Origin of the sequence: Spirosoma flavum (assembly GCF_042686045.1) — a bacterium.
Classification (GTDB): domain Bacteria; phylum Bacteroidota; class Bacteroidia; order Cytophagales; family Spirosomataceae; genus Spirosoma; species Spirosoma flavum.
In genome coordinates, this window is record NZ_JBHUOM010000002.1 from 1497166 (window position 1) to 1510462 (window position 13297).

Sequence of the window (13297 nt, forward strand, 5' to 3'; positions counted from 1 at the left end):
GTCCTTTACTTTTTAAAAACCAATGTCAATCACCAACGGCTGAATCAGCCACTCCCGTGTTGTGAGATTATAAATTGTGCGAAATCCAGCTTCGAACGGGGTGCGTAATCGCAAGGCGTTGAACACAAATGAAACGTCGATACCGGTTGTCTGGTAGGCGTGACGTTGGGTTTCGTACCCCCGCAACCGACCGTATATATCGCGTACTTCGGCAACAGTTTGCCCATTTGCCAGATCATAAAAACCACCGGCCTTTATGCGTTGCACGTACAGCCAACGCCCCAGCGACCAATGGGTATCGGCAATCGGTAATCGATATTCTACGCTGCCTGCTTTAATCTGGTCGTCGCTGACATATAATTGACCACGCGGGTAAAACACAATCGCACTGAAACGGTAGGTTCCCTGGGCTTGCTGCTGGTAACCGGCTCTCAACCGTATTGAGTGGTGTTTTGCCAGACCCGGAAAAAATACATTTGCCTGGACACCCCATTGTTCGCCGGTTAGTTTTCCGCCAAAAGGTGTTGTCCGGTAGTTGGCCGAGAGCGTTTGCCCCCAACGAGGTGCCACATCACGCTTACTCTGGCGGAGCAAATGCGAGTAACTGAAACCATACGTCAGCGCATTGAGCGACCCTGCCGCACCCACCTCCGTAATAAACCGGTAGGGGAGGTCGTAGCCTGTTACGTGCAGGTAATTGTAATAGGCCGAGAGGCTAATTCCCTGAATGTATTTAGAATTAGTTAGCTGTAATGGCAACCGAAAACCGGCGGTTAACTGATCATACTGCCACCGATCTGTACGCAAACTATCGACTGGAACGACTTTATCGATGTAGAGCGATGTACTTCGCGTACCGTGCTGGAAACTAAGGTCGATAATTGGGTAAAGTCCCTGATAACTCAATAATGCATAAGCATTCCCGGCCCGTTCGGACTGATTATACGTATACCCAACACTAATCTGGGTAGTGCTTAATAAATCCTGCGAACTGATACCTACCGATAGCGCCTGTCCTGTACTACCGACTGTTGGCCCCCAACTGTATACATTAACCGCATTGGCTAATCGCCGAAAGCGGGTCGGCGTGTAGGAGGCCAAGGCAGGCAACGAATCTGCCCCGCCTGGGTTGGCCGATCCGGGAGGCTGGGATAAAATACGGCGACCCCGCGCGGCACCCGGCTCCAGGTTGACTAATGGGCCGAAGTAGCGGACCGTCTGCTCTTGAGTGGGTTCAGTAACAGGTTTCCATGTAGTAGGATTAAGGGCCATATCGGCAATACGGTAGCCAGTTGAGACAAAATCCTCGAAAGCGACTCGTGCCCCCGATGGTGACACCGTGGCGTGGTAAGCCGCCAACGGTCGGGACGTAACCTGAAATACCTGTTTTGACCGAGTATCTACCGCATAAATATTGTCGATGCCCGACCGGGGCGAATTATAGAGCACATAGTTTCCCCAGGGTTGTGGATGACTGATGTTTTCATTGACTCGTGGCAGTAAATCAATATGTTTATTCGATTCAGTATCAATTGACTGAATGGTTTTTTGTCCATTTTTGAGCGATACCGTAACAATCGTTTTATTGTCGTCCTGCCAGCGCGGATGCTGGTAAAAATCATTGTCTGGATTAGGCACCGTCTTTTGAATTTCACCCGTATGCGCGTCGAGGACAAGTAAATGGGTTTTGTAACGATCAGTGTTTTCAACGACGACCAGTTTTGTGTTGTCGGGCGAGAGCGCGACAGCCGTGTACCGGGCGCGGTGAGTCAGGCGGGTAAGTTTCCCCGTCTTGAAATCGAGTACCCGGATGTTCGAATAAATGCGTTGTCCCCAGCGTGGGTCATACCCGAACTCAATCCAGCAGGCTTTGGAAGCTGTGGCCGACAGGTAGTCAGGGTCGTTTGGAAAGCCCTGTACGGAAATTGTTTTCTCGCGTCCATTTTTCGTCAGAATGACCAGTCGGGGTGTATCGCCAAGGCCGCTTTTTACGCACAATACGGTGGAGTCGGTCAGGAGTTGCGGATGCTGATAACTCGTAAAAACGGGTCTTTGGGCTAGTTGTTTTTCGGCTTCTACCGGAAAAGAGGTTGTGGGCGTAATGGCTAACCCTTCTTGCTGTTTCTGCCAGGTCTCGGTCAAATCGTCCATCGTTTTACGGTATAAGCCTTCCGTCTTTAGTTTGGTCTCATCGTTGATACTGGCTGAGAAGGCAAACGGCCACGGAAATCGGTGGTAGTTTCGATTTAGTACCCGGCTCCAGACATCAGGCCCATAGGTTCGTTTGAGGTAGGTCGTCAAAAAATAACCCAAGACGTAGTGATTCGGCACATTGTCGCGGAAGGAACCACCAACGGCTTTAGGATAATCAAATCGCTTTCCTGCAAGCAGATTTGCCCGCATACCCAGATCAAAGTTTGGAATTCGCCCGCGCCCACTAGTACTGAGCAGCGTTTCGTTGCTAACAGCATCGCCTTCGGCAAACCAGTCGGGCACGGTCAGTAGCGGAAGCTCCAAACCCGTATTACCTAACAACGAGTAGAGAACTCGCCCGTACCCTTGCAGGGCTTTGTCATTTTGAACAACGTGCCGGTATTCGTGAACGGCCAATAGATCGAGCCAATCCAGCGTACCCGCTAAACCGGGATCTTGCGGAGGAGCAGCAAAAAACTCTGATCGACGTGGAAACAATGTTACGAAGCCGTTGCTGTTAGTCGTCTGATTTTGAAGCAGTACCGAAATGCGCCGGGGCTGTTTTTCGAGCGATGCACTGGTGGGTTCGTATAGACTTTCGAGCCGTTTGGCCGTTCGCTGAGCTGTGGAGTCGAAGCCAACGGGATATAATACCCGAAAGTGGGGCGTTGTCAGCCGATACCAGTGTAAACTGGTGGGATTCTGATCAAGAACGGGCAGGTTTTGCGCCGTTGCTGTTAGGGTACTCAGTAAAATTAAGACTGTGAGAAAGCGGCTTCGTAGCATACAGGATCAATGATACAGCGTTTTTTTATAAACTACTCACCGTAGTTAGCTACTTCCCTTACTAAATAGTCTTTATTAAAGTATATAGGATGAATAGAGAATGATTGATAGTAGGACTTTAATGTGATTATTGTTGACTATTAGGAACTGATTTATACTGTCAAGGAGAAAATTAAAAAATGATTAACTAATTGTATATAGTAATATACCCAGAATGAGAGAATGTAGGTATTATTGCAGGCCATCATGTACCTGGCTCTGTCGAAAACTTCTGCATTAGAAATACGATGGGTACTTATCATTATAAACCAATTTTATATGTCAATTTCGCTACCAGATTATGTCCGAAATGGTTACCGACAATGGGTGCTGTTTAGCCTGTTGTTTGCCGTAGCTCATTTCGGTTATGCCCAATCAACGATCACTGGTACGGTGACGGATGCGGCAAACGGCGAGGCATTAGCCGGTACGACTGTTCAGGTCAAAGGTACCAACGTTGGGGCAACCAGTGATGCCCAGGGGAAGTATCAGATCAACCTGCCTGCGGCTGGGAAAACGCTCGTTTTCTCGTTTATTGGCTACCAACCTACCGAAATTGCGGTTGGTAACCGTAGTGTGGTTGATGCTCGTTTAACGGCTACTGACAATGCCCTGAGCGAAGTTGTAGTGGTTGGGTATGGCGTCCAAAATCGACGTGATATTACGACCGCCATTGGCTCTGTAAAGGCTAGAGACCTTGCTAATCAGCCTGTAACCAGCTTTGATCAGGCACTCGCGGCCAAAATCGCTGGTGTGCAGGTGTCACAAACATCGGGTGCGCCGGGTGCCGCCCTATCTGTCCGTGTGCGGGGCACAGGGTCGATTAGTGCCGGTAACGATCCGCTTTATGTGATTGATGGGATTCCCCTCTCGCGCGATACCAAGTTTGCAACGGGTGGCACGAATACCCAGTTTCCCGACAACCCGATCAACGTATTGAGCACGATCAATACAGACGATATCGAAAGTATCGAGGTGCTGAAAGATGCGTCGGCGGCTGCGATTTACGGCTCGCGCGGCTCCAACGGGGTCGTGCTGCTGACAACCAAACGCGGCAAAGAGGGGAAGACAATCATTAACTACGACTCGTATGTTGGCGTTCAGCGAGTGTCGAAAAAGATTGATCTGCTCAATGCCTATGAGTATTCTCAACTAAGCTACGAGGCCAAAAACAACGCGTATCTTGATCGAAATCCTACGGGTAAGCCGACCGATTCAAACGATATTCGGAACAAGGGTATAGGTGCACCAAGTACGCTCATCCAACCCGAAATTGTTCCGTATCTCTCAGGACAGGCTGGCCTGACCAATACCGACTGGCAGGATGCCATTTTTCGCTCAGCTGCGATTCAGAACCACACACTTTCCATTTCTGGCGGTAAAGACAACGTTAAGTTTTATGTATCGGGAAATTACATGGATCAGCGGGGCATTGTCATTAGCTCGGGCTTTAAACGGTATAGCGCCAGAGCCAATGTTGATGTAAAAAGTGGTCGTCTGTCCGTGGGCGTCAATCTTAATCCAACGTACTCATACCACGATCTGGTTAAGGCCGAAGGGCCATATCTGGGTGAAGGCGTTGTGGGATTGGCCCTGCAAATGGCCCCAATCTTCCCGGTTTATAATGCGGATGGTTCGTATAATTTTGGCGGTAACGCCTGGGGATACGGGGCCACATCGATTCTGAATCCGGTAGCTATTGCCAATCAGGTAAGCGACAAGCTGAGCCAGTTGCGGGTGTTGGGAAATGTGTATGCGCAGTACGAAATCATGAAAGGGTTGTCGTATCGCCTGAGTCTTGGTGCAGACATTAATAGTTTCCAGCGTGATTATTACCGACCATCGACGCTGGAAATCCGGGATCGTAAAGGCCCCTCGACGCCAACGGGTTTCTCGCGGGCACAGAACTTTGTCGACTGGCTCGTCGAAAATACCTTGAACTACAACCGTTCGTTCGGTTTGCATACCATTTCGGCTCTGGCGGGGTTCACGGCTCAGAAAGATCGTCGGACGTCCAACGAGCTCACAGCCAGTAATTTTCCCAACGATTTAGTCTATACGCTCAACGCCGGACAGGTATCGTCGGGTAGTTCCGACATTCAGGAATGGTCGCTGCTGTCGTATCTGGGCAGAGTTCAGTATGATTACAATGGAAAATATCTGTTATCGGCAGCTATCCGGGCTGATGGCTCGTCGCGGTTTGGCCGCAATAACCGCTATGGTTCCTTCCCGTCGGTATCGGCTGGCTGGAATGTGTCGCAGGAATCGTTTATGAAATCGGCTACGTGGTTGAGCGACTTAAAAGTACGCGCCAGCTACGGACTAACGGGTAATTTCCAGATTCCGAACTATGGCTCGGTGAGTTTGCTCAATTACCAGAATTATATTCTCGGCAACGAAACCATCGTGAGTGGTTTAGCCCCCGGCAATTCGGCCAACGACAAACTGAAGTGGGAAAAAACGGCCATGTTCGATATTGGGGTTGACGCAAGTTTCTTTCGTAACCAGTTGAACCTGAGCGTCGATTATTATAATGCCAACACCTCTGACCTATTGCTGAATGTGCCAGTGCCGCGTGCATCAGGTTTCAGTACTGAGTTGCAGAACATCGGCAAAGTAAATAATCAGGGAATTGAATTAACGCTGGGTACGCACCAGACCTTTGGCCGGTTTCGCTGGGATGCCAGTGCAAACATCGCGGCTAACCGCAACAAAGTAAAAGCACTCGGACCTTCAGGTGATCCAATTATTGTGGCGGGTGGCGTGGCTGGCGCTCAGTTTATTACGCAGATTGGCCACCCCATCGGTGAATATTACACGATGATTTATGACGGGGTGTTTAAAAATCAGGCTGAAATAGACGCCTATCCGCACACAACGACCACCCGGCCCGGTGACTTCAAATTTCGGGATAACAACGGCGATGGTAAAATTGACTTCAGCAGCGACCGAACCGTTACGGGCAGTTACTTCCCGAAGTTCACCTTTGGGTTCACCAACAACTTTGCCTATCGGGGCTTCGATTTTAGTTTTGCCGTTCAGGGCGTTCAGGGCCATAAAATCCTGAACCTGATCCGACGCTATATCTACAACATGGAAGGCAATGGCAACCTCTACAGAGGAGCACTTGACCGCTGGCAATCGCCTGATAATCCGGGTAATGGATTGGTTAACCGAGCTAACCGTCTGGCATCAGGATCTAACGGTGAAATTTCTACCTGGCATATCGAAAGTGGTTCATACGTTCGCATACGTACCATTACGCTGGGCTATACATTGCCCACTGCGTTGATGCAGCGGATACACCTGAATCGTGCCCGGTTGTACGTGACAACTCAAAATCCGTTTACGTTTACGAAGTACCTCGGCTACAATCCAGAGGTTAACAGTCGTCCCGACAGTGCGCTTTCATCGGGTGAAGATTACGGCACGTATCCGTTGCCCCGCACTACGTCGGTCGGTATTAACCTATCATTCTAATCAGCCATGAAAAAAATAGCTTTATTTCTCACCGCTTTTGTTGGTCTGACGGCCTGCCAGAAAGATTTTCTGGAACTGAAACCGTTGTCGCAGCCCAACGTGGACAATTTCTATAAAACGGCCAATGACTTCAATAACGCGGTCAATGGTGCGTACGACGCGTTGCAGAATTCAACGCAGTACGGTGGTGACTACAACACGATCATTGAAACCCGAAGCGATAATGTTCTCGACAACGATCCGTCGTCGGGTTCGGGTCTGCGTTACAACATCGACCGATTCATTGAGCCGACAACCAACAGTGTCCTGCGTGATACCTGGGGAAGCCTGTATACCGGTATCAACCGCTGTAATCTGATTCTGGACAAAATTGACGCCGTAACGATGGATGCCCCGCTGAAAGCCCGCTATAAAGGCGAAGCGCAGTTTATTCGGGCACTTTCCTACTTCAATTTGGTTCGACTGTGGGGAAAAGTGCCGCTCGTGTTGACGGCTGGCACTACAACCGACGCCCGTTCGTATATGCGTAACGAAGTCGCCGATATTTATGCAGCCATCGAAAAAGATCTGACGGCTGCTGCCGCCGGTTTGCCCGCCACTTATACAGGTACCGATATTGGTCGGGCCGCATCTGGTTCGGCTAAAGGGTTGCTGGGCAAAGTATACGTGACGGAAAAAAAGTATGACCTGGCCGTGTCTACCCTGAAGGATTTGGTGAATGGAACAACCTATCAGCTACTACCCAATATTGCTGACGTTTTTGCCGTAACGAACAAGAACAATGCTGAACTTCTTTTCGCGGTGAAGTACAAGAAAGGCGGACTGGTGGGTGAAGGACATGGTTCGTGGTTCGGTACCAGTATTGGTGACCCCGTCGAGCCATCGTTGCGAGCCGCTTATTCGGCTGGTGATAAACGACTTCCGCTAACGGTAATGGTTCAGGTGCCCACCAGCATCAATGCCGTGCCGAGGAAGTTTTATGATGAATTGTCGGCAACGAGCGATGTGGGCAACGATTTTCCGGTGTTGCGCTTTGCTGATGTGCTGCTTCTTTATGCCGAAGCGTTGAACGAAGTTAGCTATCTGGCCGATGGTGAAGCCTTTACTGTGTTGAACCGGGTACGGACTCGGGCAGGTGTGGCGGTTTATACCGGAGCGCAACTGGCTACCAAAGAAGCCTTTCGTACGGCAATTATTAACGAGCGTCGGCTGGAACTGGCCTTGGAAAGCGACCGTTGGTTCGATCTGATTCGTACCGGTACGGCTGTAGCCGCCATCAAAGTAACGGGCATTACCATGCCTGCTTACCGGGTCGTTTACCCAATTCCGCAGTCGGAAGTTGATGTGTATAACAACAAGACAACGTTTCCTCAAAATGAGGGGTATTAATGGTGTAAGTTTTCTTTAAACGACAAAGGGGACTTGGTAAGTCCCCTTTGTCGTTTAATCTATTTTTGAGAATTCGCCTTGGTAACGGTATAATACGTAATTTCCCTACTGATAGCACATCCGCCAACGGTGAGTAAAGTAATCCCAAACGTGACTTATTTGCTGGTCGGATAGTTTACATACGTTCACTTATATACCACTCTTATAGTATGATACAACCATCGGTCGTTGGTTTTCTGATCTTGTTAGCTGCCTTATCACAACAGGTAGTTGAGCATTCGTTAACCAACCATTCTGTTCAGCAGCAACCTATTAGGACTGTGCTTATACTAGGCAATTCGATTGTTCGTCATCCGCCTGCTCCGTCAATTGGGTGGCCCAACGATTGGGGAATGGCCGCTTCTGTAGCCGATAGTGACTTTGTCCACTGTTTAATTCGCGATATCCATCGGAGTAAGGAAACCGTAACCGTTCAGTATCTTAATGTTGCCAACTGGGAGCGGTCGTATAACCACTATGCTATGAATCGTCTTGATTCGCTTCGTAACCCTGACTTACTGATTATGCGCCTTGCCGAAAACGTTGTTGACGAACAGGCCGCTGATAGTGGGTTTGTGGCTAATTATGACAAACTCATCACCTACCTTGATCCTGATAACCGAGCTGTTAAAGTAATCACAGATGGCTTTTGGGTAAAGAAACATGTCAATCCCTTAATTCAGGCTTATGCAAAGCAAAAGCAATACCCATTTGTTCATCTAAGTGATTTATCCGCTGATTCAACGAACATGGCTCAGAGACAGTATACAAATAAAGGAGTCGGAATTCATCCTTCGGATAAGGGAATGCGCCTGATTGCCAGTCGAATATGGGCCGTTATCAAGCCATACTTCACCTAAGCTTTTCAAACGGGACACTAGTATTTTTTGCAAATAGTTAACGTGAATCCATTTGTTCGATTCGTTCAGCTACCCCAACTATTAACCTCCTGGCTTCTTCTGCATCTACTTTATGAACTACTGATAGACCTCTAAATAGAGAAGAATAGAGTAACGCTATTCCACGCTTACATTTTGAGACAAGTGGTGAGTCAGGATCTACTTTTGTCGCTCCTGTAATCATGTCGTGATAACTAATAAACTTGGCCCCACTTTGATTGGGTGCAGAAGGGGCTTTGGGTCTGATTTGTTGCTCTGTTTTAAGGGTTTTCCATAATTTTACGTAACTCATAAACTCAGCTCGGAAGCTTGTATTGTTATACACCTCTTCTACCAATTGTTCATGTGTTTTCATAGCTAGTCATGGTAGCGATCACAACAAATAGTTAGGACACGAAATTTATGTAAAAATTATTTTACGTCAGATTTACTGACAAGTTGAACTTATTTTAGGCAATTTCTACAATTAAATTTCTGTGAAGAGAAATCGTTCCGACGTGAAAATCACCGGCTTCGCCCTCTAAAATAAGAATTGTATTGGTTAGATGGATAGTAGCTTTACATAAAATACAGTCAAAAAAACTACAAGATCTGTGCGATGAGTGAGCTTCGTCTAGCCAAACGGCTACTCAACCAACTCAGGCTCAAGGTGCCCGAAAAGACAAAAATAAATTTAACAATAACCGGTAAGTTAACTCCCAGAAAAGCAAACTGAAGCCACGTGACAAACCCATAATGCACCACGTAAATGCCATAGGCATTTGCTGATAGACTGCCCCAGCCACTCATAGGTTTACTGATTTTTTGCTTAAAAAAACTTAGACAGGCACTCATGCTAGCCAGACAACTGGCAACGAAAACCAGGTCATAAAGAAAGTATCCTTCTGTAGGACTCAACTTCCCTTGTTTAACCTGGTTAGCCCCAAAACTCGAAATGTTTATAACTACTATATAACAAACCAGACTTAGTCCGAGCCAGAATAGCCAGTCTTTACCAAAAAGTTTGCCTTGCCTAAAGAGGTGATTTTGCCAATCCGTAGCGCCCAAACAACTTCCTAACAGAAAAAAGAACAAGTAAAATAAGAGCCGGTTGAGTTGAAAATCGAAAGGCCCCCACCGTCCCACCCAGGTATATTGACCTACCCACAAACTTAGCGGAATCAGGCTGAGCGCAACTAGCCCATAAATTACTGCACTTAAGCGCATGGGATGCTTGCTCAAGTTGGCCAGCCAATTACCAACGGCGGGAAAAAAGGAGGGCTGACGGCTAAAAATTATGACGGCAACGCTATCAAACGCGAGCAATAGCCAAATAAACCAAGGAGGTCCTACTGGCCACTGTTGAGTACTAACGTAATCGTTTACGAAAGGGACGAAGTGGGTGGAATGCGTCGCTTGATAAAAAGAAGGCATATACGCTACCGGGATAAGCAACACTTCAGCGATTAAAAAAGGAATACCCAGCCGAATAAATCGGTTTGTTAAGTAGGCTTTTATTCCCTTTTTGCCAAGACCTTGATAGACAAACAACCCGCTAATCAAAAACATGAGCGGCATGAAAAACAGATCATTGAAGCCAATAAATGTGTCCATACCTGACCAACGACTATCATCAACGATAGGAGCAGTCGACCAGATGTAGTGAGTAGGGTCAAAGTGAGCGAACGTTGGATAAGCTAACGCCGAATGATGAGCGATAACCAACAGAGTAACGAAGGCACGTAGATAATCAAGCCAAACCGATCGGGCATTACCAGTTTTCATACACGATTTAAGGGATGAGAGTTGATTACCTTAATGAGAAGGGAAAGTCAGGAAAGTTGCATCTGACCGTATTGAGACCCGCAGGTTTCTAGTATAGTAAGGTAATTCATACTGCCTGAATATATAAAATACAATTATATATTTAATTAGTACTATAAACTACGCCTCTCTTGGCAGATATTTCTTGACTACCCAAAAATGGGTACTAATCAAAAACGGTCTGTTTATGCGTCTGTTGGATAAGGGCTGCTTGCAGAGATACCAGCCTTTGCGGTTTCCTCCAGGAAAGGCATAACGTTTAGGGCTTGATAACTGACGATAAATCCACTACGTCAAACAGGGGACTGTTCTGGAAATAATGCCGCAAGGGCAACATATGCGAAGAGCCAAACAGAACAATATATACCTTGTCCTTAGGGTCAGCCTTCCTTAATATGTTCGTAAAAATTTTCGCATTTCGGTCATACCAACTCGTAATCATTTCGACTCCCGTGTAGTCATCATCATACCCATAAGCTGGGCTGTAGACGAAATAATCAGCACGATTACTTGCATCTGCCTGGGGCGAATTAATGTACAGGTAATAGCTTGCCAGTGTGGAGGTAGCCAGCTTTTGAGTTTGTTTAGGGTACGGATACTGCAAACTTAATAGCTTGTAGGCTGCCATCTTTTTCTGAGCGACTGAGTCTTTTTCAGTTCGTTTCTCGAAGTCCTGGAGTTTGTCGTAAGGCAGTGATTGATGATGATCAACGCAAATTACCTGCGACAAGCCAGCTTTACTGGCTACCCGAACCGCTATCTGAAAGATCTCATTTCGGACTGAGTTGGTATCTAACCGTTTTTGCTGATAAAGAGTGAGCGTACTATCCCAGTGTGGCTGACGAGCGGGCACATTTTCGACAAATATCTTGTCGGGTTTCAATCGGGCCAGCTGATTTGTAAATGATTGAAACTCAGCTTGTCTTTTCGGAGAAAACAAATCATCAAACGCCGTTCGACCTCTATCACCCGTATCGCCAAAATGAAAGGTACCAACTAACACTACTTTTATATTCGGTATATCGGGTTGAGCCTGCTGGCTAAAAGCGGTCCAGGCTAAGAGTGATAGAAGGAAGGTGAAAAAACGTTTCTTCATAAAAATTGAGCTGTTTCTGGCTGTTGTATGAGGATAATTATGTGGGCTGACGTATAAAATACGCCTTATCTGATAGGAAATTTCTGGCCTATCCAATGCGTTATTAATCCTGAAATCAGTGTTTATCGCTCTATTTACAAGTATTTTACAATAAAATTAATCAGCTTCTTAACTTTAGCTGTATAGGGTGGATAAATGAATTTCATGGTGCCAAATTCGCGCTGCATTACTCCCCGCTGATTGGAGAATTCCTGAAAACTAAAAAAACCGTTCGACTTGCCCAAACCGCTGTTATTGACACCGCCAAAGGGCAATTCGACATTACCGAATTGAATTAATGTATCGTTCACGACGGTGTCTCCTGCGGATGTGCGGTCCAGAATATACTGCGTGGTTTTGCGGTTTTGGCTGTGAATATAGAGCGCTAGCGGTTTCTCGCGTTGGTTCACAATCCGCAACGCGTCGTCCAGATTGGTGTAGGTTAACACGGGAAGCACCGGACCGAAAATCTCGTCCTGCATAACGCGCATGTCGTCGGTTACATCCTCCAGCACCGTCGGTTCAATGAAGTTCTGATCGGCATTCATCAGACCACCATGGGTTATGGACGCCCCTTTGCTAACCGCATCGTTTACTAAATCTCGAATTCGTTCGAAATGGCGATTGTTTACAATACGGGCGTAACTGTCCGAGGCTTCTACGGGCTTACCGTCGGGGCTGTACATACTCGTCAGCGTGTTGCGCAGAGCCTGCATGAAAGGTTGCTTAATAGATTGATGGACAAGTAGATAGTCGGGCGCAATGCAAGTCTGCCCATTGTTGATACACTTACCCCACGCCAATTGTCCGGCGGCTTGTTTGATATCAGCCGACTCATCGACAATAGCGGGTGACTTGCCGCCTAACTCCAGCGTAACGGATGCCAGGTGCTTCGCGGCAGCGGTCATCACAACCCGCCCCACGGCTGGGCTTCCGGTGAAGAAAATATGATTAAAGGGAAGTTCCAGCAGCGCTTTTGATACGTCGGCATCTCCCTCGAAAACAACCACTTCTTCGGCAGGAAACAGGTCTGTAATCATCTGTTTAATAAGCCCGGCTGTGTGGGGTGTCAACTCTGATGGTTTCAGCATCGCTACGTTTCCGGCGGCAATGGCCGACACCAACGGGCGTATGGTCAGCACAAAGGGGTAATTCCAGGGAGCAATAATGAGCACATTTCCCTTGGGTTCATGCCGTAAATGGCTCTTGGTACCAATTAGACCCATTGGCGTTGGCAATCGCTGAGGTTTCATCCAGCCTTTCAACTGCCGAATCGTGTGCTTAATCTCGGCATGAAGCGCCATTAATTCACCCAGCGTCACTTCAGCCGACGGCTTTCGAAAGTCGTCGTACATGGCCCGTTGAATGTCAGTCTCGTGGGTCTTGATCCAGATCTGAATTCGTCGGATGCGTTCAATTCGCTGGTCGGCAGTTGTCAGCGCCATCTGGGAAGCCTGTTGACGTTGAGTATCAAACGCCGTCCGCAGGTCGCTGTGCAAGTCGGTTTCGGAGAGTAGGGGAATCATACTGGAAG

Annotated in this window: 8 protein-coding genes; 3 read left to right on the plus strand and 5 right to left on the minus strand. The window is 47.6% G+C overall.

The genetic code is table 11. The features are described 5' to 3' along the window. Positions 1-12 precede the first annotated feature (12 nt). Positions 13-2979, minus strand: coding sequence for a hypothetical protein (locus ACFS25_RS11670; protein WP_381500304.1), 2967 nt, complete (start codon positions 2977-2979; stop codon positions 13-15). A 318-nt stretch (positions 2980-3297) separates the two neighbouring features. Here ACFS25_RS11670 and ACFS25_RS11675 point away from each other — a divergent pair, with 318 nt between their 5' ends. From ACFS25_RS11675 to ACFS25_RS11685, 3 genes are all read left to right on the plus strand, one after another. Continuing rightward, positions 3298-6498 (plus strand): SusC/RagA family TonB-linked outer membrane protein, encoded by a 3201-nt coding sequence (locus ACFS25_RS11675; protein WP_381500308.1) that lies wholly within the window; start codon positions 3298-3300, stop codon positions 6496-6498. Between the two features lie 6 nt (positions 6499-6504). Then, positions 6505-7887: a RagB/SusD family nutrient uptake outer membrane protein gene (locus ACFS25_RS11680; protein ID WP_381500311.1), complete on the plus strand. Its 1383-nt coding sequence runs from the start codon at positions 6505-6507 to the stop codon at positions 7885-7887. 209 nt (positions 7888-8096) lie between these two features. Beyond that, complete coding sequence (locus tag ACFS25_RS11685; protein WP_381500314.1) at positions 8097-8786, plus strand: SGNH/GDSL hydrolase family protein; 690 nt, start codon at positions 8097-8099, stop codon at positions 8784-8786. Between the two features lie 37 nt (positions 8787-8823). On the opposite strand, the gene ACFS25_RS11690 is transcribed toward ACFS25_RS11685, so the two are convergent. The 4 genes from ACFS25_RS11690 to ACFS25_RS11705 all read right to left on the minus strand — a co-directional run bounded on the left by ACFS25_RS11690 (position 8824) and on the right by ACFS25_RS11705 (position 13289). Beyond that, positions 8824-9180 carry a hypothetical protein gene (locus tag ACFS25_RS11690; protein ID WP_381500317.1) on the minus strand — a complete coding sequence of 119 codons (357 nt, stop codon included), beginning with the start codon at positions 9178-9180 and terminating at the stop codon, positions 8824-8826. Between the two features lie 227 nt (positions 9181-9407). Beyond that, entirely contained in the window at positions 9408-10589 is a 1182-nt protein-coding gene (locus ACFS25_RS11695; protein ID WP_381500320.1) for an acyltransferase family protein, read from the minus strand. A gap of 298 nt (positions 10590-10887) precedes the next feature. Continuing rightward, positions 10888-11724 carry a DUF5694 domain-containing protein gene (locus ACFS25_RS11700; protein WP_381500323.1) on the minus strand — a complete coding sequence of 279 codons (837 nt, stop codon included), beginning with the start codon at positions 11722-11724 and terminating at the stop codon, positions 10888-10890. Positions 11725-11858: 134 nt separating this feature from the next. After that, positions 11859-13289, minus strand: a complete 1431-nt coding sequence (locus tag ACFS25_RS11705) for an aldehyde dehydrogenase family protein (RefSeq protein WP_381500325.1) — start codon at positions 13287-13289, stop codon at positions 11859-11861. Between the last annotated feature and the right edge of the window lie 8 nt (positions 13290-13297).